This window comes from Streptomyces sp. NPDC042201 (genome assembly GCF_055582185.1).
On sequence record NZ_JBVJDS010000009.1, the window covers coordinates 157,495 to 176,637 of the forward strand.

Here is a 19,143-nt window from a genome sequence, read left to right on the forward strand (position 1 = left end):
AGAAGTCCGCGGCCGTGGTGGGGGCTCGGGGGGTCTTCCCCGCCACGGCCGTCATGTACTGCAACGCGCCCGGGTGCCGCTTGGTTACGCGCCGGGGACGGCCCTTGGGCGCTCCTTCTTTCGGCTCAGCCGGCCGACGCACCTGTTGCCTGTTGCCGTCCACCCCATTTGACTCGTTTCTGCGGACGTCTGTATGGAGGTGGCAGTGATGTTCTCGGCCCGAAGCCTGTTTCAGGAAATCCTGGACGACGATCGTTCCTTCCGGCTCTTCTGCTCCATCGCGGCCAGTGGCGAGGCCCAGGGAGGCTGGGAGAACGGCAGGATCGCCGCTCTGGTGCCCGAGAGCATGCGGGGCCTCGCCCCGAAGATCACCCGGCACGGCGCCGACGAGGACAAGCACGGGCGGATCTTCCACGCCCTGCTGAGGAAGCGCGGTCTCGACCCGGTCGAGGTCCCGCCGGAGACCGACTACACCATGCTGCTGGAGCGGCGGGGCATCGGGCTCACCCACGACAAGCTGCGCCGCGAAGAGCCGCTGACGGAGCGGGACATCGTCGTCTATCTCGCGCACAGCCGGATCACCGAACAGCGGGCCGCCGACCAGATGGTGATGCTGGTCAAGTACTTCGGCGGGGATGCCGAGGTCGGCAGGGCCATCAAGATGATCAGCGATGACGAGGACAACCACCTCGCCTACTGCCACGAGGAACTGCTGCGGCTGGCCGAGGAGGGGCACGGCCGGATGATCCAGCGCACCCTGCGGGAGTGCGCCCTGAGCGAGATCCGGATCTACCGGCAGGTGAGCCTCGCGGTGATGGAGCGGATGGGCCGCCTCCTCGGCTGGCCCGCCCCCAAGGCCGCGCTGCTCGCGGCGGCGATCCACGTCCTGTACGCGTACGAACGGCTCGCCGGCTGGCGCCGGATGGTCAGGCTCACGATGCCGGAGCGGCGCGACGCCCTCGGCGGCCCCGCGCCCCCGGCCCCCGCCTTCTAGGCCCCTCCCACATGTCCGCCTCCCACATGTCCGCCTCCCACGTGTCCCGTCTCCCCGCTCCTGTTACGCGCGCTCAGAGCCAGCCGCGGCGTTTGAACGTGCGGTGCAGGCCGATGACCAGGAGCGCCATCAGGCCGAGCACGGCCGGATACCCCCACACATACGTCAGCTCCGGCATGTGGTCGAAGTTCATGCCGTAGATCCCCGCGATCAGTGTGGGTACGGCGGCCATGGCCGCCCACGCCGAGATCTTCCGCATGTCGTCGTTCTGCCGCACACCCATCTGCGCGAGATGCGCCGACAGGATGTCGGAGAGCAGCCGGTCGAGCCCCTCCACCTGCTCGTTGGCGTGCAGCAGATGGTCGTTGACGTCCCGGAAGAACGGCTGCGAGCGCTCATGGACGAACGGCACGCCCGCGCCCGCCAGCCGGGCCATGGGCGCCGCCAGCGGCCCGCTGGCGCGGCGGAACTCCAGCACCTGCCGCTTGAAGTTGTAGATCAGCGCCGCGGTCGACGTCGCGGACCGCGAGTGCCCCGAGCCGCCGTCGCTCCCGGCCGGCGCGAAGACCTCCGCCTCCGTCTCCTCCAGGTCGACCTGGAGCTCCCCCGCCACCTCGATGTAGTGGTCCACGATTGCGTCGCTGACCGCGTACAGCACCGCGGTGGGTCCGTGCTTGAGGACATCGGGCTCCGCTTCGAGCCGCTGCCGTACCGCGGCGAGCGGAGCGCCCTCGCCGTGCCGGACCGTCACCACGAAGGAATCACCTATGAAGACCATCAGCTCGCCGGTGGTGACGGTGTCGCTCTCCGGCTCGTACTCCACCGGCTTGAGGACCATGAACAGCGAGTCGTCGTAGACCTCCAGCTTCGGCCGCTGATGGGCGGTGAGCGCGTCCTCCACCGCCAGCGGGTGCAGCCCGAACTCGTCGCTCACCAGTCCGAACTCCTTCTCCGTCGGCTCGTGCAGGCCGATCCAGAGGAAGGCGTCCCCTTCCGCGCGCGCCTCGTCCAGGGCATCGGAGAAATCGGCGGGCCCGTCGGTGCGGCGCCCGTCGCGGTAAATAGCACAGTCCACGATCACGGCGGGCATTCTGCCCCCTTCCGGGCCCCGTACGCACCTTCGGACGGCCACCGCCTCTCGCGCACCGGGCCGTTACGCTGGCGGGCATGGCCACGTTGATCCTCGTACGTCATGGGCGGTCCACCGCCAACACCGCCGGGCTCCTCGCGGGCTGGACACCGGGGGTCGCCCTGGACGAGCGCGGCGCCGAGCAGGCCGCCGCGCTGCCGGGCCGGCTGGCCGGGGTGCCGCTCGCCGCCGTCGTCACCAGCCCGCTGCAGCGCTGCCAGGAGACCCTGCGGCCGCTGCTCGACGCCCGGCCCGGTCTGGAGGCGCACACCGACGAGCGGATCGGGGAGTGCCACTACGGCGACTGGTCGGGCCGCAAGCTCGCCGAACTGGCCGACGAGCCCCTGATGACGGTCGTGCAGCAGCACCCCTCCGCCGCCGCGTTCCCGGGCGGCGAGTCCATGCGCGCGATGCAGGCGCGCGCCGTGGAAGCCGTACGGGAGTGGAACACGCGCGTCGAGGAGGAGCACGGCGAGGACGCCGTCTTTCTCATGTGCTCGCACGGGGACATCATCAAGGCGCTCGTCGCGGACGCCCTAGGGATGCATCTAGATCTCTTTCAGCGGATCCATGTCGACCCGTGTTCGGTGACAGCCGTCCGTTACACGCGCCTGCGCCCCTTTCTGGTGCGGCTCGGCGACACGGGCGATCTCGGCGGACTGGCGCCGCGTGAGAGCGCGAGCGGCGGGACCGGTGTCGTAGGGGGCGGCGCGGGAGCACCGTGATCGCTCAGCGCAGTAGGGTGGACGCGCCGTCCGCGCGATCCCGGGGAACCTCCCAGGACTCCCGGCCCGCCCTATTTTGTTTCCGCCGATTCCCAAGGGAGACAGGACGTGTCCCGTCAGGTGTACCTCTACGACCCACCGGACCGCTTCGTGGCCGGTACGGTCGGGCTGCCTGGACGCCGTACGTTCTTCCTGCAGGCCTCCGCCGCAGGGCGCGTCACCAGCGTCGCCCTGGAGAAGACCCAGGTGGCCGCGCTCGCCGAGCGGATCGACGAGCTGCTCGACGAAGTCGTACGCCGCACCGGCGGCAATGCCCCGGTCCCGGCCGTGGCGCCCTCCGACAACGGTGACGCCGCCCCGCTCGACGCCCCCGTGGAGGAGGAGTTCCGGGTCGGCACCATGGCGCTCGCCTGGGACGGTGACGAGCAGCGCATGATCGTCGAGGCGCAGGCGCTCGTCGAGCTGGACGCCGACACGGACGAGGATCTCGCCGAGGCCGAGGAGCGGCTGCTCCAGGACGAGGAGAACGGCCCGCCGATGCTCCGCGTCCGGCTGTCCGGGGCCCAGGCCCGTGCCTTCGCCAAGCGCGCCCTGGACGTGGTCAACGCCGGGCGGCCGCCGTGTCCGCTGTGCAGCCTGCCGCTCGATCCGGAAGGACACGTATGCCCGCGCCAGAACGGATACCGCCGGGGAGCGTGAGCGTCGCCGATCTGCTCGCCAAGGGTGAGCTGACCGTGCGCGGACGGATCCGTCAGGCGTCCAACGCGGTGCTCTACTGCTCCGTCTCGTACGAGGGCCTGGAGGCCCACTGCGTCTACAAGCCCGTCGCGGGGGAGCAGCCCCTGTGGGACTTCCCCGACGGGACGCTCGCCCAGCGCGAGGTGGCCGCCTACGAGATCTCCGAGGCGACCGGCTGGGAGCTGGTGCCGCCGACCGTGCTGCGGGACGGTCCGTACGGGCAGGGCATGTGCCAGCTCTGGATCGAGGCGGAGACCGGCGACGACGCGGCCCAACTGCTGGCGCTCGTCGAGGACGAGGAGCCGGGCGAGGGCTGGAAGGCGGTCGGCTTCGCCGAGGTGGGCGAGGGGCGTACGGCGCTGCTGGTGCACGCCGACGACGAGCGGCTGCGCCGCCTCGCCGTACTCGACGCGGTGATCAACAACGGTGACCGCAAGGGCGGCCATCTGCTGCCGGCGCCCGAGGGGCGGTTGTACGCCATTGATCACGGCGTCACCTTCAATGTGGAGGACAAGCTGCGCACCCTGCTCTGGGGGTGGGCGGGTGAACCCCTCAGCGCCGAGGTGCTGGCGGTGCTGGCCCGCCTGGACGGCGCACTGGCGGAGGGCACGCCGCTCGCCACCCGACTGGCCGAACTCATCACCGCGGCCGAGACCGAGGCCGTACGGGCCAGGGTCCGCGCGCTGCGCGGTACGGGCCGCCATCCTGAGCCCTCCGGCCAGTGGCCCGCCATCCCCTGGCCCCCCGTCTGAGAACCGCTCCAAGAGCGTGAACCAGCTCGCGGCCGGTCGCGCAAGAGGGCCCAACCGGCCAGGACCTCCCATCCGGTTCGTATCCGGAACATCCATCCGGTTACGCTCATGGCATGCATGCCTGGCCCGCTTCCGAGGTCCCCGCCCTGCCTGGCAAAGGCCGCGACCTCAGGATTCACGACACCTCGACCGATGGCCGAGTCACCCTCGAGCCCGGTCCCGTCGCCCGTATCTACGTCTGCGGCATCACGCCGTACGACGCGACCCATATGGGTCACGCGGCGACCTATAACGCGTTCGACCTCGTTCAGCGCGTGTGGCTCGACACGAAGCGGCAGGTTCACTACGTCCAGAACGTGACCGACGTCGACGATCCGCTGCTGGAGCGGGCGCAGCGCGACGGAGAGGACTGGGTCGGGCTCGCGGAGCGCGAGACGGCGCTCTTCCGGGAGGACATGACCGCGCTGCGGATGCTGCCGCCCCAGCACTACATCGGCGCCGTCGAGTCGATACCGGGCATCGTGCCGCTGGTGGAGCGGCTGCGCGAGACCGGAGCCGCGTACGACCTCGAAGGCGACGTCTACTTCTCCGTGGCGGCCGATCCGCACTTCGGCGAGGTCTCCCGCCTCGACGCCGAAGCCATGCGGCTGCTCTCGGCCGAGCGCGGCGGCGACCCCGACCGCCCCGGCAAGAAGAACCCGCTCGACCCGATCCTCTGGCTGGCCGCCCGTCCGGGCGAGCCGAGCTGGGACGGCGGCACCCTCGGTCGCGGCCGGCCCGGCTGGCACATCGAGTGTGTGGCCATCGCCCTCGACCATCTGGGCATGGGCTTCGACGTCCAGGGCGGCGGCAGCGATCTGGCCTTCCCGCACCACGAGATGGGCGCCTCGCACGCCCAGGCGCTGACCGGTGAGCATCCGTTCGCCCGGGCCTATGTGCACGCCGGCATGGTCGCCCTGGACGGCGAGAAGATGTCCAAGTCCAAGGGCAATCTGGTCTTCGTGTCCGCGCTGCGCCGCGACGGCGTGGACCCGGCGGCGATCCGTCTCGCGCTGCTCGCGCACCACTACCGCTCCGACTGGGAGTGGACGGACCAGGTGCTCCAGGACGCCGTGGAGCGGCTGGCGCGCTGGCGGGCCGCGGTGTCGCGGCCCGACGGTCCTTCGGCCGACGCGCTCGTGGAGGAGATCCGCGAGGCGCTGTCGGACGATCTGGACGCCCCGGCGGCCCTCGCGGCCGTCGACCGCTGGGCGGCTCTGCAGGGCTCCACGGGCGGTACGGACGAGGGGGCGCCGGGTGTGGCGTCGCGCGCGGTCGACGCGCTCCTCGGCGTCGCCCTGTAGCGATCCCGGCGGCCCGCTAGCGATCCCGGAGACTCCCCGGCCGGCCGCGGAGTTTCGGGCCCGGCCGGTCACGGACCCACATGTCCGTGTTCGGCCGGGCCGGAGACTCTGCGGCCGAACACCACGCGGCCGCGGGCGGTGTGAGGGAGTGTGAGCGCCGGTGTGCCGTGGGCCGGCGCCGGACACGACGACCCGCGTCGGCCGGCCGGACGGACCGCCCGAGCGCGGAAGCGGGGCGGCGCCCAATGGCGTCGCCCCGCTTCCCTTCCGGTCTTCCGGGTCAGTCCTCGGATGAATCTTCCTCGTCACCCGGGTCGGGACCTGGCCCCTGCTCGGGGTCCGTACCCGCCTCGGGGCCGCGCGGCGGCCGCTGGGGTCTGCCGCGGCCGCCCGAGGCGTCGCGCAGATACGACGGTCCGTCACCGCTCTCCGTGGCATGGCCCCCCGGCGGCTGGCCGGGACCGCCGTCGCGCCGGCGCAGATACCGCTCGAACTCCCGGGCGATGGCCTCGCCGGACGCCTCCGGAAGCTCGGCGGTGTCCCGCGCCTCCTCCAGCGACTGGACGTACTCCGCCACCTCGCTGTCCTCGGCGGCCAGTTGGTCGACCCCCAGCTGCCAGGCCCGCGCGTCCTCCGCCAGCTCACCCAGCGGGATCCGCAGGCCGATGAGGTCCTCCAGGCGGTTGAGGAGCGCCAGCGTCGCCTTGGGGTTGGGCGGCTGCGACACATAGTGCGGTACGGCGGCCCACAGGCTCACCGCCGGTACGCCGGCGTGCGTGCACGCCTCCTGGAGGACGCCGACGATGCCGGTCGGCCCCTCGTACCGGGTCTCCTCCAGGTCCATCGTCCTGGCCAGGTCCGCGTCCGAGGTGATCCCGCTGACCGGCACCGGCCGGGTGTGCGGGGTGTCACCGAGCAGCGCGCCCAGGATGACCACCATCTCCACGCCCAGCTCATGGGCGAAGCCCAGGATCTCGTTGCAGAACGAGCGCCAGCGCATGGACGGCTCGATACCGCGGACCAGCACCAGGTCACGGGGCTTCTCCCCGCCGACCCGCACCACGGAGAGCCGGGTGGTCGGCCAGGTGATCTTCCGCGTGCCGCCGTCCAGCCACACCGTGGGCCGGTTGACCTGGAAGTCGTAGTAGTCCTCGGCGTCGAGCGCCGCGAACACCTCGCCCTTCCACTCCCGGTCCAGGTGCGCCACCGCGGTGGAGGCTGCGTCGCCCGCGTCGTTCCAGCCCTCGAACGCGGCCACCATGACCGGGTCGATCAGCTCGGGAACCCCCTCGAGCTCGATCACCCAGTGCCTCCTTCCGAAGTTCCCTTTCGTACGCACCAACCTTACGGCTTTCCCGGTGCCCGCCCGCAGTCGCGTGCCCGCCCGGGTGAACTTCGCCGTAGTGGGGCATAGGTCCGAGAACTGATCCATCCGGAAGCAGATTCATCCGAGCTGTGACCTTGAATTTCGTCTCGGCCCTGGACGATCCGGCGTCAACGGCGCTATACATCGGATGACCGGAAGAGGTCCGATGTTCTTCACAGGGGGGCGTGCATGAGTCAGACCGTCACGGGGTTCGAGGTTCACGACATCCGTTTTCCCACCTCGGAACAGCTCGACGGCTCCGACGCCATGAACCCGGATCCCGACTACTCGGCCGCCTATGTCGTCCTGCGTACCGAGGACGGCGCCGAGGGCCACGGCTTCTGCTTCACCATCGGCCGCGGCAACGAGGTCACCGCCGCCGCCATCGAGGCACTGCGCCCCTATGTCGTCGGGCGCCCGGCCCCGCGCACCGCGGCCGATCTTGCCGCGCTCCACATCGAGCTGACCCATGACTCGCAGCTGCGCTGGCTCGGCCCGGAGAAGGGCGTGATGCACATGGCGGCGGGCGCCGTCATCAACGCCGCCTGGGACCTGGCCGCCAAGAGCGCGTCCCAGCCGGTCTGGGAGTTCCTCGCCGCGATGACACCCGAGGAACTCGTCTCGCTGGTCGACTTCCGCTATCTGACCGACGCCCTCACCCCGGACGAGGCGCTGGCCATCCTGCGCGCCGCGCAGCCGGGCCGGGCCGAGCGCGCCGCCCGGCTGCGGGCCGAGGGCTATCCCGCGTACACCACCTCACCCGGCTGGCTCGGCTACGACGACACCAAGCTGGTCACGCTCGCCGAGCAGGCGGTCGCCGACGGTTTCCGCCAGATCAAGCTCAAGGTCGGCGGCGATCTCCACGACGACGTACGGCGGATGAAGCTGGCGCGCGCCGCCGTCGGCCCCGGCATCCGGATCGCCGTCGACGCCAACCAGCGCTGGGACGTGGCCGACGCGCTGCGCTGGATGTCCGCCCTCGCCCCGTACGAACCGCACTGGATCGAGGAGCCGACCAGCCCCGACGACATCCTCGGCCATGCCGCCATCCGGGCCGGCCAGCCGGTCAAGGTGGCCACCGGCGAGCATGTCGCCAACCGGGTCGTCTTCAAGCAGCTGCTCCAGGCCGAAGCCGTCGACTTCGTCCAGATCGACGCGGCCCGGGTGGCCGGCGTCAACGAGAATCTGGCGATCCTGCTGCTCGCGGCCAAGTTCGGCGTGCCCGTCTGCCCGCACGCCGGCGGCGTCGGACTCTGCGAACTCGTCCAGCATCTCTCGATGTTCGACTACGTCGCCGTCTCCGGCAGCTGGGAGGACCGGGTCATCGAGTACGTCGACCACCTCCACGAACACTTCGCCGACCCCGTGGTGATCGACTCCGGACGGTACGTCACCCCGAGCGCGCCGGGCTTCTCCGCCCGGATGCTCCCCGAGTCGATCGCCGAACACAGCTATCCGGACGGGCCCGTCTGGCAGGCCCGCCGCACCACCGAGGAGACCGGCGCATGACGGCACCACAGGTACGGGACTTCGAGGGGCTCGGCGCCCTGGTGACCGGAGGCGCCTCGGGCATCGGCGCGGCCATCGCGACCCTGCTGCTGGAGCGGGGCGCCCGGGTCGCCGTACTGGACCGGGAGACCGCGGGAGCACCCGCCGGGACGCTGGCGCTCACGGCCGACGTCACCGACGACGCGGCGGTACGGGCGGCGGTGGACGCGGCGGCCGCCGAGTTCGGCGGGCTGCACACGGTCGTCTCCAACGCGGGCGTCGGCGCCATCGGCACCGTCCTGGACAACCCCGACGAGGAGTGGCGGCGCGTTCTCGACATCAATGTCCTCGGCATGGTCCGCACCGCCCGCCACGCCCTGCCCCATCTGCGCCGCTCCGCAGCCGACCGGCCGGGCTGTGTCTCGATCACCCAGACCTGTTCCATCGCCGCCACCGCCGGGCTGCCGCAGCGCGCCCTGTACAGCGCGAGCAAGGGCGCGATCCTGTCGCTGACCCTGGCGATGGCCGCCGACCATGTCCGCGAGGGCATCCGCGTCAACTGCGTCAACCCCGGTACCGCCGACACCCCCTGGGTCGGCCGCCTGCTCGATCAGGCCCAGGACCCGGCGGCCGAACGGGCCGCGCTCGAAGCCCGCCAGCCCACGGGACGGCTGGTCGGCGCCGGCGAGGTCGCCGCGGCCGTCGCCTATCTCGCAAGCCCCGCCGCGGCCGCCGTCACGGGAACGGCGCTCGCGGTCGACGGCGGAATGCAGGGACTGCGCCTGCGCCCCGCCACCTGAGAGCACGCTGAGCCGACACTCACCTTTGAAGGACGGGACATCCATGCCGCGACAGACCGTGGGGCGCCCCCCACTCCGCCGACTCCGTACGACGAGCGCCTCGGCCTGTGCCGTGCTGCTGGCCGTCACGGCCCTGGCGGGCTGCAACCGTGAACAGGAGAGCGGGGCCGCGGGCGGCGGCAAGGTCGGTATCGACCTGCCGCGCAGCGACAGCGACTTCTGGAACTCGTACCAGCAGTACGTCGAGAAGGGCGTCAAGGCCGGTGAGGTCGACGCGCTCTCACTGACCAACTCGCAGAACGACATCGGAAAGCTCGTCTCCAATGTCCAGGTCTTCACCGACCAGGGCGCCAAGGCCGTCATCATGGCCCCGCAGGACACCGGGGCGATAGCCGAGACGCTCCAGACGCTGAGCGAGAAGAAGATCCCCGTCATCAGCGTGGACACCCGGCCCGACAAGGGCGACGTCTACATGGTCGTACGGGCCGACAACCGCGCGTACGGCGAGAAGGCCTGCCAGTACCTGGGCGAGCAGCTCAAGGGCAAGGGCAAGGTCGTCGAGTTCCAGGGCGACCTCTCCTCCATCAACGGCCGTGACCGCTCCGAGGCGTTCAAGTCCTGCATGGAGCAGAAGTTCCCCGGCATCAGGGTCTTCGAGCTGGCCACCGACTGGAAGGGTGACGTCGCGTCGGCCAAGCTCCAGTCCACGCTCGCCGCGCACCCCGACATCAACGGCATCTACATGCAGGCGGGCGGCGTCTTCCTGCAGCCGACGCTGGCGCTGCTGGAGCAGAAGAAGCTGCTCAAGGCGCCCGGCACCCCGGGGCACATCACGATCATCTCCAACGACGGCATCCCCGAGGAACTGGACGCCATCCGGGAGGGGAAGATCGACGCCACCGTCTCCCAGCCGGCCGACCTGTACGCCAAGTACGCGCTGTACTGGGCCAAGAAGGCGCTGGCGGGGGAGACTCCCAAGGCCGGTCCGACCGACCACGAGTCCACGATCATCAAGATCCCGAACGGCTTCGAGGACCAGCTCCCCGCGCCCCTGGTGACCAAGGACAACGTGGACGACCCGAAGCTGTGGGCCAACCAGCTGGAGAAGAAGAGCTAGCCATGGAGCCCATGCAGCAGGAGGCGCCGGCCGCGGTCCACGCGGAAGGCATCGTCAAGCGCTTCGGTCCCACCGTGGCGCTCGACGGTGTCCGGCTCACTGTGCGGCCCGGCGAGTCCCACGCGCTCGTCGGGCGCAACGGCGCAGGCAAGTCCACCCTGGTCAGCGTCCTCACCGGGCTGCACAGGCCGGACGCGGGCCAGGTCAGCTTCGGCGGCGTGCCCGCGCCCGGCTTCGGGGACACCGCGGCCTGGCAGTCCAAGGTCGCCTGCGTCTACCAGAAGTCGATGGTCGTCCCCGATCTGACCGTCGCCGAGAATCTGTTCCTCAACAACTACGGTCTGGACAGCTCGGGTCCTGGCAGCCGCTTCATCAGCTGGCGGGGGCTGCGGCAGCGCGCGCGGGATCTGCTCGCGGGGTACGGAGTCGATGTCGACCCGAACGCCCGCGCGAAGGATCTCCCGGTCGAGCAGCGGCAGTTCGTGGAGATCGCGCGGGCGCTGTCCTTCGGCGCCCGGCTCATCATCCTGGACGAGCCCACGGCGCAGCTTGACGCGCGCGGGATCCAGCGGCTCTTCGACAAGCTGCGGGAGCTCCAGAGCCAGGGAGTGGCCTTCCTCTTCATCTCCCACCATCTCCAGGAGGTGTACGAACTGTGCACCGCCGTCACCGTCTACCGCGACGCCCGCCATGTGCTGACCGCCCCGGTCGCCGAGCTGTCCAAGGCGGATCTGGTGACGGCGATGACCGGGGAGTCCGCGGGCACGGCCGCCGCCTGGCACGCCGCGCGCGCGGAGCCGGTGGACGCCGGAACGGAGCCCGTGCTGCGGACCGAAGGGCTCGCCCTCGACGGGGAGTTCGAGCCGCTCGATCTCGCGGTACGGCCGGGTGAGGTGCTCGGCCTCGCGGGCGCCGCGGCCAGTGGCAACACCGCGCTGGGCGAGACCCTGGCCGGGATGCGCGCGGCGACCTCGGGGCGGATCACCGTACAGGGCAGGACGGTGAAGCCCGGCAGCGTCCCGCACGCGCTGGACGCCGGGATCGGCTACATCCCCGAGGACCGGCACCGCCAGGGGCTCGTCCTGGACCGCAGCGTCGCCGAGAACGCCACGCTCACGGTCACCGACCAGCTCGGCCCGTGGGGGACCGTACTGCCCTCCCGTACCCGGGAGTTCGCGCGGTCCATGATCGAATCGCTGGACATCAAGACCCAGGGCCCGGAGCAGCCGGTCTCCGGTCTGTCCGGCGGCAATCAGCAGAAGGTCGTCGTCGCCCGCGCCCTGGCGCGCCGGCCCAGCGCGCTGGTGGCGCTGCGGCCCACCGCGGGTGTCGACGTCAAATCGAAGGACTCGCTGCTCGGCGTGGTGCGCAGGGTGGCGGACGAGGGCAGCGCGGCCGTGATCATCTCGGACGAGCTGGACGATCTGCGGGTGTGTGACCGTGTCCTCGCGCTGTTCCACGGGCGCGTGGTGGCTTCGTTCGGGAGTGGGTGGACCGACCGGGAACTGGTCGCCGCCATGGAAGGTGTGGGGGAGCGGGAATGACCGAGACCATACGTCCGCCGGTGGCCGAGGGGACCGGAAGCGCGAGCCCGCGCGGCCGGCTCCGGCTGATCCGGTGGAGCGACTTCTCGCTGGTGCCGGTGATCCTGGTGCTGATGGTGATCGGCTTCATCGTCTCGCCGGTCTTCCTCACCTCCAACAACCTGATCAGCGTCGTCCAGCAGTCCTCCGAGCTGAGCCTGCTGGTGCTCGGCCAGGCGCTGATCCTGATCTGCGGCCGGATGGACCTGTCGCTGGAGTCGACGATCGGGATCGCGCCGGTCGTCGCCATGTGGCTGGTGCTGCCGGCGGAGGGCGGCCGCTTCGCCGGACTCGACCTGCTGCCGGTCTGGCTGGCCATCCCCGCCTGCCTGCTGGTCGGGGTGGTGATCGGGGTGGTCAACGGCTTCCTGATGCTCAAGCTGCGGGTCAACGGCTTCATCGCCACCCTCGGCATGCTCACCATGCTCCGCGGTCTCCACATCGGTATCACCGAGGGCAAGTCGATCACCGATGTGCCGGAGTCCTTCCGGTACCTGGGCAAGACCGACTGGCTGGGCGCCCCGGCCGCCGTATGGATCTGTCTGGCGCTGTTCGCCCTCGGCGGCGCGGCCCTCGCCTGGCTGCGGCACGGACGGTCGCTGTACGCCATCGGCGGCAACCCGGAGGCGGCCCGCGCCGCCGGTATCCGGGTGGACCGGATCACCTGGATCGTGCTGGCCGTCGGCGGGCTGCTCGCGGCCTTCGCCGGCATCCTCTACACCGGCCACTACGGTTCGGTCGCGGCCACCCAGGGCAACGGCTGGATCTTCCAGGTCTTCGCCGCCGCCGTCATCGGCGGTATCAGCCTCAAGGGCGGGCGTGGCACGCTCTTCGGGGCGCTGACGGGTGTGCTGACCCTTCAGCTGGTGGTGAATGTGATGACCCTCGGCGGCGTACCCGCGCTCTGGAACCAGTTCCTCAACGGCGCGATCATCATCGTCGCGCTGGTCATCTCGCGCTTCGCGAGCGGCGAGAAGCAGGACTGACCGCGCGCGGCGGGACCGGGACCGTCGGCCCACGGAGCTAGGGAGCTCCGTGGGCCGATCCGTGCCGGAGAGCCGGGTCGATCCGTGCTGGCGAGCCGGTCAGAGGGTCGATCTCAGCCACATCTCCACGCTCGCGATATGGACGGTCGCCCAGGACCTGGCCGCCTCGGCGTCCCGGTCGCGCAGCGCCGCGAGGATCGCCCGGTGCTCGTGGAGCGTACGGCTGACGGCGTCCTCCTGGGTCAGCCCGCGCCAGACCCGCGCCCGGGTGGTGGGCCCCGAGAGCCCGTCCAGGAGCGAGCAGAGCACCGAGTTGCCCGAGGACTGCACGATCCCCCGGTGGAACTCCAGATCGGACGCGACCAGCTGCTCCACCGAGGGCTGCGGTCCGAGCGCGTCCAACTGCGCGTCCAGCGCGTCGAGTTGGGACTCGGTTATCCGGGAGCTCGCCATCGCCGTGGCGGCCGGTTCCAGGATGCGGCGTACCGCGAGGAACTCCAGCACGGTGTCGTCCCGGTGGAAGTCCACGACAAAGCTCAGCGCCTCCAGCAGCAGCTGGGGGTCCAGGCTCGTGACATACGTGCCGTCGCCCTGCCGTACGTCGAGAATGCGGATGAGCGACAGGGCGCGCACCGCCTCCCGCAGTGAGTTGCGGGACAGTCCCAGCTCGGCGGCGAGCTCGCTCTCCTTCGGGAGACGGTCGCCCGGGCGCAGCGCGCCGGAGACGATCATTCCCTTGATCTTCTCGATGGCCTCGTCAGTGACAGCCACGGGCGACCTCCAGACATCCGATGTATCGGCCCCCATTATGCGTCCAGGAAGGCCGAAGAGGGGCGCTCCCAGGAAGGAAGCGCCCCTCGCCTCGCACACATGTGCCGTCGGCCGTGCGGTCAGGCCCGCTTGTCCAGCAGATCCTTGACCTGGGAGCGGATCTCGTCCGTGGCCAGGCCGCGGATCGTCAGGGTCGTACGGCGGCGCAGTACGTCGTCCACCGTCTCGGCCCACTCGTGATCACGGGCGTAGACGACCTGGGCCCAGATCTCCGGGGCGTCCGGATGGATCCGCCGGCCCAGCTCGGGATACTCGTTGGCCAGCCGCACGATGTCGAAGGACAGCGAGCCGTAGTGCGTGGCCAGATGGCGGGCGGTGTCCGGCGCCATGGACGGGCCGGTCCCGCCGCCGTCGATCAGCAGCCGGTGGGCGACCGCGTTCGGGTTGGAGATCCCCGGCAGCGGGAGCTTCTTCGGCAGATCCGCGATCGGCTCCATATGGTCGGCGAGCGGGTGTCCCGGCAGGGCCGCGAGCTTGTTCATCACCGTACGGCCGATATGGCGGAAGGTCGTCCACTTGCCGCCCGCCACCGACAGCATGCCGCCGCTGCCCTCGGTCACGACCGTCTCGCGCTTGGCCTTGGAGGTGTCGCCTGGGCCGCCGGGCAGCACCCGCAGCCCGGCGAAGGAGTAGGTGATCAGATCGCGGGACAGCTGCTGGTCACGGACGGAGAGCGAGGCCTCGTCCAGGATCTGGGTGATGTCCCGCTCGTTGACCGCGACGTCCCCGGGGTCACCCTCGTACTCCTCGTCGGTCGTACCGAGCAGCAGCATGTCCTCCCAGGGGAGGGCGAAGGTGATGCGGAACTTGTCGATGGGCGTCGCGAGCGCGGCCTTCCACGGGGCGGTGCGCTTGAGGACCAGGTGCGCGCCCTTGGACAGGCGGATGGAGGGAGCCGCGGCCGGGTCCTCCATCGTCCGCAGATGATCGACCCAGGGCCCGGTGGCGTTGAGGACCAGCCGCGCGCCGACGCCGAACTCCGTACCGTCCATACGGTCCCGCAGCTCGGCGCCCGTCACCCGGCCGCCTGTGAAGCGCAGCCCGGTGACCTCGGCGTGGTTGAGCACGGTGGCGCCCGACTCGACGGCCGCGCGGACCGTCATCAGCGCCATCCGCGCGTCGTTCATCTGGTCGTCGCCGTACACGGCCACGGCCTTCAGCCGGTCCGTACGCAGCTCGGGCACGGCCCGCCGGGCCCGCGCCGGACTGATGACATGGCCGACGCCGTCACCGAACGCGGAGAGCGCGGAGTACGCGAACACGCCCGCGCCGAGCTTGGCCGCGCCGTGCGGGCCGCCCTTGTAGACCGGCAGATAGAAGGTGAGCGGATTGGCCAGATGCGGCGCCACCTGCGTGGACACCGCACGCCGCTCGAAGTGGTTCTCCGCCACCAGCTTCACGGCGCCGGTCTGCAGATAGCGCAGACCGCCGTGGAGCAGCTTGGAGGAGGCGGAGGAGGTGGCGCCGGCAAAGTCGCCGCCGTCCACCAGAGCCACCCGCAGTCCCGACTGGGAGGCATGCCAGGCGACGGAGATGCCCAGAATGCCGCCGCCTATCACCAGGAGGTCGTACGTCGCCCTGGACAGCTGTTCCCGGGTCTCGGCGCGGCTCGGCAGGGATCCGCCGGCCAGGTGCGTCCCCAGTGCGGGGCCGCTCTGCAGGGTGCTCATTCTCGCTCCTCTTCAGCCCTCGCCGGCTCTTCGGCCGGTTGGCTGTCGCTGGGTCAGCTGTCGGGGTCGTCGAGCCAGCCCATGGTCCGCTCGACGGCCTTCAGCCAGTTCTTGTACTCGCGGTCGCGGGTCGCCGCGTCCATCCGGGGCGTCCACTCGGCGGCCCGGCGCCAGTTGGCGCGCAGCGCGTCGGTGTCCGGCCAGAAGCCCACCGCCAGACCGGCGGCGTAGGCGGCGCCGAGGCAGGTGGTCTCGGCGACCATCGGGCGCACCACCGGTGCGTCGAGGACGTCGGAGAGCGACTGCATCAGCAGGTTGTTGGCGGTCATTCCGCCGTCGACCTTGAGCGCGGTCAGCTCGACGCCGGAGTCCTTGGTCATGGCGTCACTGATCTCGCGGGTCTGCCAGGCGGTCGCCTCCAACACCGCGCGGGCGATGTGCGCCTTGGTGACATAGCCGGTCAGGCCGGCGATCACGCCACGGGCGTCGGGGCGCCAGTGCGGTGCGAAGAGACCGGAGAAGGCGGGCACGAAGTACGCGCCGCCGTTGTCCTCGACCGAGGACGCCAGGGTCTCGATCTCGGCCGCCGTATTGATCAGGCCCATCTGGTCGCGCATCCACTGCACCAGGGAGCCGGTGACCGCGATGGCGCCCTCCAGGGCGTACACCGCCTCCTGGTCGCCGATGCGGTAGCCGACGGTCGTCAGCAGGCCGTTGTAGGAGTTGACGGGCTTGTGCGCGGTGTTCATCAGCATGAAGGTGCCGGTGCCGTACGTCGACTTGGCCTCGCCCTCGGCGAAACAGGTCTGGCCGAACAGCGCGGCCTGCTGGTCGCCGAGCGCCGAGGCGACCGGGATCCCGTCCAGGACGCCGCCCTTGGCGGTGCCGTACACCTCGGCCGAGGAGCGGATCTCCGGCAGGATCGCGGCCGGGACCTTCATCGACGTGAGGATCTTCGGATCCCACTGGAGGTTGTGCAGGTTCATCAGCATCGTGCGGGACGCGTTGGTGACGTCCGTGACGTGCACACCGCCGTCGGTGCCGCCGGTCAGATTCCAGATGACCCAGGAATCCATGGTCCCGAAGAGGATGTCGCCGCGCTCGGCGCGCTCGCGCAGCCCCTCGACGTTGTCCAGCAGCCAGCGTGCCTTCGGGCCCGCGAAGTAGCTCGCGAGCGGCAGACCCGTCTCGCGGCGGAAGCGGTCCTGGCCGACGTTGCGGCCGAGCTCCCGGCAGAGCGCGTCGGTGCGGGTGTCCTGCCAGACGATGGCGTTGTGGACGGGCTCGCCGGTGTTCTTGTCCCAGAGCAGGGTCGTCTCGCGCTGGTTGGTGATGCCGATCGCCTTGACGTCGGCGGAGGTGATGCCCGCCTTCTGGATGGCGCGCTCCACGACTTCCTGGACGTTGGTCCAGATCTCGTTGGCGTCGTGCTCCACCCAGCCCGGCTTCGGGAAGATCTGCTCGTGTTCCTTCTGGTCGACCGCGACGATGCGGCCGTCCCGGTCGAAGACGATGCAGCGGCTGGAGGTGGTGCCCTGGTCGATGGCGGCGATGAACGGTCCCGTCCCGTGGGAGGAGGTGCCGGTGGTGGTTGCGTCGCTCATGGTGTCTGCTCCTGCTCGGTGCGGAGGGAAAGGGCCTCTTACGCGAATACCCAGTTGTAGTAACCGCCGGCCAGCGCGGCGCCGATCAGCGGTGCTACCACCGGTATCCAGGCGTAGCTCCAGTCGGAGCCGCCCTTGTTGGGCAGCGGCAGGAGCGCGTGCACGATGCGCGGGCCCAGGTCACGGGCCGGGTTGATGGCGTACCCGGTGGGGCCGCCCAGCGAGAGACCGATGGCCACCACGACGAACGAGGTGATCAGGACGCCGAGCACGCCGAGGCCGTTGCCCTCGTTGTTCAGGCCCTGGGTGAGGATCGCGATGACCAGGACGAACGTGCCGATGACCTCCGTGAACACGTTCTGCAGCGGGTTGCGGATCTCGGGGCCCGTGGAGAAGATGCCCAGGACCGGGCCCGCCTTGGGGGCCGCCTTCTGGTCGACGAGTCCCTCGACGGCCGGCTGCGCCGCGAGGACCTCCGGGTCGGTCAGATGGGCCTTGAACTGGCCCAGGTAGGCCACCCAGACCAGGAAGGCGCCGATCATCGCGCCGAGCAGCTGAGAGCCGACATAGAGCGGGACATCGCCCCACTTGACGCCGCCTTCGATGGCGAGGCCGACCGTGAGCGCGGGGTTGAGCAGGGCGCCGGAGACGCCGGCCGACAGATACGCGCCGACCATGACGGCGAAGCCCCAGCCGAAGCTGATGGCGAGCCAGCCCGCGTTCTGCGCCTTGGAGCGCTTGAGGACCACTCCGGCGACCACGCCGCCGCCGAGCAGGATCAGCAGGGCCGTACCCGTGACCTCACCTATGAAGATGTCGAAGTTGGACACCCGAGACTCCTTCGTCCAGGGAAAGGCAAACCTCCGGCTCACACCAGTGGTCCGAGCCCTCGGGGGTGAGGGCGTTACCGGCCCTTGGCGTTGTCACACTAACTCGTATTGCCGGTAGGTGTTCGACAATGCCGACCGCTGAACGGCAGTTTTGTCCCGCAGCCCGACTGTCGTCAAGGGTGTAGCCGCCGAAACCTCGACCCATACCGATGATCCGGCATCCGGTTCAAAAGCGCCCGGCGCCGATATCCCGGGAGACCGCGCGGGCGCATTGGCGGACGGCCGCGACCAGCTCGGACCGCAGCTCTCCGGCGGGACAGATGCGCTCCACCGCGCCGGTGACGGCTATGGCTCCGACCGGCATCCGCCGCCGGTCGTGGATGGGGGCGGCCACCGCGGCCACGCCCTCCCAGGTCTCCTCGACGTCCGCCGCCCAGCCGCGCGCCTTGGTCAGATCGAGTACCGACTCGAACGCGGCCAGACCGGTGACCGTCCGCGGCGTGAAGGCCGTGCGCTCGCTCTCGACGGCCTCGGTGTGCGCCACCGGGTCGTACGCCGAGAGCACCTTCCCCAGCGCGGTGGAGTGCAGCGGCTGCATGGCGCCCACCTCCAGGACCTGCCGGCTGTCGTCCGGGCGGAAGACGTGGTGGACGATCAGGACGCCCTGCTGGTGCACGACCCCCAGATGGACGCTCTCGCCGCTGGAGCGGGCCAGATCGTCCGTCCAGACCAGGGCGCGGGCCCGCAGCTCGTGCACGTCCAGATAGCTGTTCCCGAGCCGCAGCAGCTCGGCCCCCAGCTGGTAGCGGCCGGAGGCCGCGTCCTGCTCGACGAAGCCCTCCGCCTGGAGGGTGCGCAGAATCCCGTGGGCCGTGCCCTTGGCCAGCCCCACCGAGGCGGCGATGTCGGACAGGCCGAGCCGGCGCTCGCCGCCCGCGAGCAGCCGCAGCATCGCCGCCGCCCGCTCCAGCGACTGGATGTTCTTCGCCATCGGACCCGGACCTCCACTACGTTCGACCATGCTGAACACTATCGGTCGATGTCGACCTTTTCCCACTGTGGGAGAGAGCCCGTCAAGGACCACGCGCCCCGGATCTTTCCGTGGACAGGATGCCGTCCGTCCGGCGGTATGCCACACCGCGAAGGGGTCCGCCCGGCTACGCTGGCCGAGTGCGTCTGCCATCAGC

Annotated in this window: 17 protein-coding genes; 10 read left to right on the plus strand and 7 right to left on the minus strand. The window is 70.6% G+C overall.

Annotated features, from left to right (window positions below):
• The first annotated feature begins 208 nt into the window (after positions 1-208).
• Entirely contained in the window at positions 209-994 is a 786-nt protein-coding gene (locus ACZ6MZ_RS22745; protein WP_469353905.1) for a ferritin-like domain-containing protein, read from the plus strand.
• Between the two features lie 73 nt (positions 995-1,067).
• Here the strand turns inward: ACZ6MZ_RS22745 and ACZ6MZ_RS22750 are convergent, their stop codons facing one another.
• The gene (locus ACZ6MZ_RS22750; RefSeq protein ID WP_384183039.1) at positions 1,068-2,084 is read right to left on the minus strand and encodes a magnesium and cobalt transport protein CorA; all 1,017 of its coding nucleotides are present in this window, start codon (positions 2,082-2,084) and stop codon (positions 1,068-1,070) included.
• 77 nt (positions 2,085-2,161) lie between these two features.
• Between ACZ6MZ_RS22750 and ACZ6MZ_RS22755 the strand changes: the two genes are divergently transcribed.
• From ACZ6MZ_RS22755 to mshC, 4 genes are all read left to right on the plus strand, one after another.
• A complete protein-coding gene (locus ACZ6MZ_RS22755; RefSeq protein WP_389783390.1) occupies positions 2,162-2,848 on the plus strand; it encodes a histidine phosphatase family protein in 687 nt (228 codons plus the stop codon).
• 108 nt (positions 2,849-2,956) lie between these two features.
• The gene (locus ACZ6MZ_RS22760) at positions 2,957-3,547 is read left to right on the plus strand and encodes a DUF3090 domain-containing protein (protein ID WP_384183045.1); all 591 of its coding nucleotides are present in this window, start codon (positions 2,957-2,959) and stop codon (positions 3,545-3,547) included.
• A complete protein-coding gene (locus ACZ6MZ_RS22765) occupies positions 3,511-4,338 on the plus strand; it encodes an SCO1664 family protein (RefSeq protein ID WP_389783391.1) in 828 nt (275 codons plus the stop codon). Before ACZ6MZ_RS22760 ends, ACZ6MZ_RS22765 begins: the two co-directional genes overlap by 37 nt.
• A 113-nt stretch (positions 4,339-4,451) precedes the next feature.
• Positions 4,452-5,681 carry a cysteine--1-D-myo-inosityl 2-amino-2-deoxy-alpha-D-glucopyranoside ligase gene (gene mshC, locus ACZ6MZ_RS22770; protein WP_389783392.1) on the plus strand — a complete coding sequence of 410 codons (1,230 nt, stop codon included), beginning with the start codon at positions 4,452-4,454 and terminating at the stop codon, positions 5,679-5,681.
• Positions 5,682-5,961: 280 nt separating this feature from the next.
• Here mshC and ACZ6MZ_RS22775 read toward each other — a convergent pair whose 3' ends face one another.
• Positions 5,962-6,984, minus strand: a complete 1,023-nt coding sequence (locus ACZ6MZ_RS22775; RefSeq protein ID WP_384190623.1) for a PAC2 family protein — start codon at positions 6,982-6,984, stop codon at positions 5,962-5,964.
• A gap of 252 nt (positions 6,985-7,236) precedes the next feature.
• Here ACZ6MZ_RS22775 and ACZ6MZ_RS22780 point away from each other — a divergent pair, with 252 nt between their 5' ends.
• From ACZ6MZ_RS22780 to ACZ6MZ_RS22800, 5 genes are read left to right on the plus strand one after another with little or no spacing between them, the layout of a single operon-like run.
• On the plus strand, positions 7,237-8,556 hold the full coding sequence (locus ACZ6MZ_RS22780; RefSeq protein ID WP_384190620.1) for an enolase C-terminal domain-like protein: 1,320 nt from the start codon (positions 7,237-7,239) through the stop codon (positions 8,554-8,556).
• Positions 8,553-9,335, plus strand: a complete 783-nt coding sequence (locus ACZ6MZ_RS22785; RefSeq protein ID WP_384337774.1) for an SDR family NAD(P)-dependent oxidoreductase — start codon at positions 8,553-8,555, stop codon at positions 9,333-9,335. Before ACZ6MZ_RS22780 ends, ACZ6MZ_RS22785 begins: the two co-directional genes overlap by 4 nt.
• Before the next feature lie 43 nt (positions 9,336-9,378).
• Positions 9,379-10,452, plus strand: a complete 1,074-nt coding sequence (locus tag ACZ6MZ_RS22790; protein WP_384190614.1) for a sugar ABC transporter substrate-binding protein — start codon at positions 9,379-9,381, stop codon at positions 10,450-10,452.
• 11 nt (positions 10,453-10,463) lie between these two features.
• Positions 10,464-11,996, plus strand: coding sequence for a sugar ABC transporter ATP-binding protein (locus tag ACZ6MZ_RS22795; RefSeq protein ID WP_384190626.1), 1,533 nt, complete (start codon positions 10,464-10,466; stop codon positions 11,994-11,996).
• The gene (locus tag ACZ6MZ_RS22800) at positions 11,993-13,021 is read left to right on the plus strand and encodes an ABC transporter permease (RefSeq protein ID WP_384337772.1); all 1,029 of its coding nucleotides are present in this window, start codon (positions 11,993-11,995) and stop codon (positions 13,019-13,021) included. The genes ACZ6MZ_RS22795 and ACZ6MZ_RS22800 overlap by 4 nt, the downstream gene beginning before the upstream one ends.
• A gap of 99 nt (positions 13,022-13,120) precedes the next feature.
• On the opposite strand, the gene ACZ6MZ_RS22805 is transcribed toward ACZ6MZ_RS22800, so the two are convergent.
• From ACZ6MZ_RS22805 to ACZ6MZ_RS22825, 5 genes are all read right to left on the minus strand, one after another.
• Positions 13,121-13,792 (minus strand): FadR/GntR family transcriptional regulator, encoded by a 672-nt coding sequence (locus ACZ6MZ_RS22805; RefSeq protein WP_384190609.1) that lies wholly within the window; start codon positions 13,790-13,792, stop codon positions 13,121-13,123.
• Positions 13,793-13,911: 119 nt separating this feature from the next.
• Positions 13,912-15,522 (minus strand): glycerol-3-phosphate dehydrogenase/oxidase, encoded by a 1,611-nt coding sequence (locus ACZ6MZ_RS22810; RefSeq protein WP_469353909.1) that lies wholly within the window; start codon positions 15,520-15,522, stop codon positions 13,912-13,914.
• Positions 15,523-15,575: 53 nt separating this feature from the next.
• Positions 15,576-17,126, minus strand: a complete 1,551-nt coding sequence (glpK, locus tag ACZ6MZ_RS22815) for a glycerol kinase GlpK (protein ID WP_389783397.1) — start codon at positions 17,124-17,126, stop codon at positions 15,576-15,578.
• 38 nt (positions 17,127-17,164) lie between these two features.
• Positions 17,165-17,956: an MIP/aquaporin family protein gene (locus ACZ6MZ_RS22820; protein WP_469353911.1), complete on the minus strand. Its 792-nt coding sequence runs from the start codon at positions 17,954-17,956 to the stop codon at positions 17,165-17,167.
• Positions 17,957-18,182: 226 nt separating this feature from the next.
• Positions 18,183-18,947: an IclR family transcriptional regulator gene (locus ACZ6MZ_RS22825; protein WP_389783401.1), complete on the minus strand. Its 765-nt coding sequence runs from the start codon at positions 18,945-18,947 to the stop codon at positions 18,183-18,185.
• Positions 18,948-19,143 lie beyond the last annotated feature (196 nt).

What these genes read in the sequence shown, in the direction of transcription:
- ACZ6MZ_RS22765 (WP_389783391.1), top strand. Translation starts at nt 3,511, where the DNA reads ATGCCCGCGCCAGAACGGATACCGCCGGGGAGCGTGAGCGTCGCCGAT.
- ACZ6MZ_RS22810 (WP_469353909.1), bottom strand. Translation starts at nt 15,522, where the DNA reads ATGAGCACCCTGCAGAGCGGCCCCGCACTGGGGACGCACCTGGCCGGC.
- ACZ6MZ_RS22780 (WP_384190620.1), top strand. Translation starts at nt 7,237, where the DNA reads ATGAGTCAGACCGTCACGGGGTTCGAGGTTCACGACATCCGTTTTCCC.
- ACZ6MZ_RS22800 (WP_384337772.1), top strand. Translation starts at nt 11,993, where the DNA reads ATGACCGAGACCATACGTCCGCCGGTGGCCGAGGGGACCGGAAGCGCG.
- ACZ6MZ_RS22795 (WP_384190626.1), top strand. Translation starts at nt 10,464, where the DNA reads ATGCAGCAGGAGGCGCCGGCCGCGGTCCACGCGGAAGGCATCGTCAAG.
- glpK (WP_389783397.1), bottom strand. Translation starts at nt 17,126, where the DNA reads ATGAGCGACGCAACCACCACCGGCACCTCCTCCCACGGGACGGGACCG.
- ACZ6MZ_RS22745 (WP_469353905.1), top strand. Translation starts at nt 209, where the DNA reads ATGTTCTCGGCCCGAAGCCTGTTTCAGGAAATCCTGGACGACGATCGT.
- ACZ6MZ_RS22755 (WP_389783390.1), top strand. Translation starts at nt 2,162, where the DNA reads ATGGCCACGTTGATCCTCGTACGTCATGGGCGGTCCACCGCCAACACC.
- mshC (WP_389783392.1), top strand. Translation starts at nt 4,452, where the DNA reads ATGCATGCCTGGCCCGCTTCCGAGGTCCCCGCCCTGCCTGGCAAAGGC.
- ACZ6MZ_RS22825 (WP_389783401.1), bottom strand. Translation starts at nt 18,947, where the DNA reads ATGGCGAAGAACATCCAGTCGCTGGAGCGGGCGGCGGCGATGCTGCGG.
- ACZ6MZ_RS22790 (WP_384190614.1), top strand. Translation starts at nt 9,379, where the DNA reads ATGCCGCGACAGACCGTGGGGCGCCCCCCACTCCGCCGACTCCGTACG.
- ACZ6MZ_RS22750 (WP_384183039.1), bottom strand. Translation starts at nt 2,084, where the DNA reads ATGCCCGCCGTGATCGTGGACTGTGCTATTTACCGCGACGGGCGCCGC.
- ACZ6MZ_RS22785 (WP_384337774.1), top strand. Translation starts at nt 8,553, where the DNA reads ATGACGGCACCACAGGTACGGGACTTCGAGGGGCTCGGCGCCCTGGTG.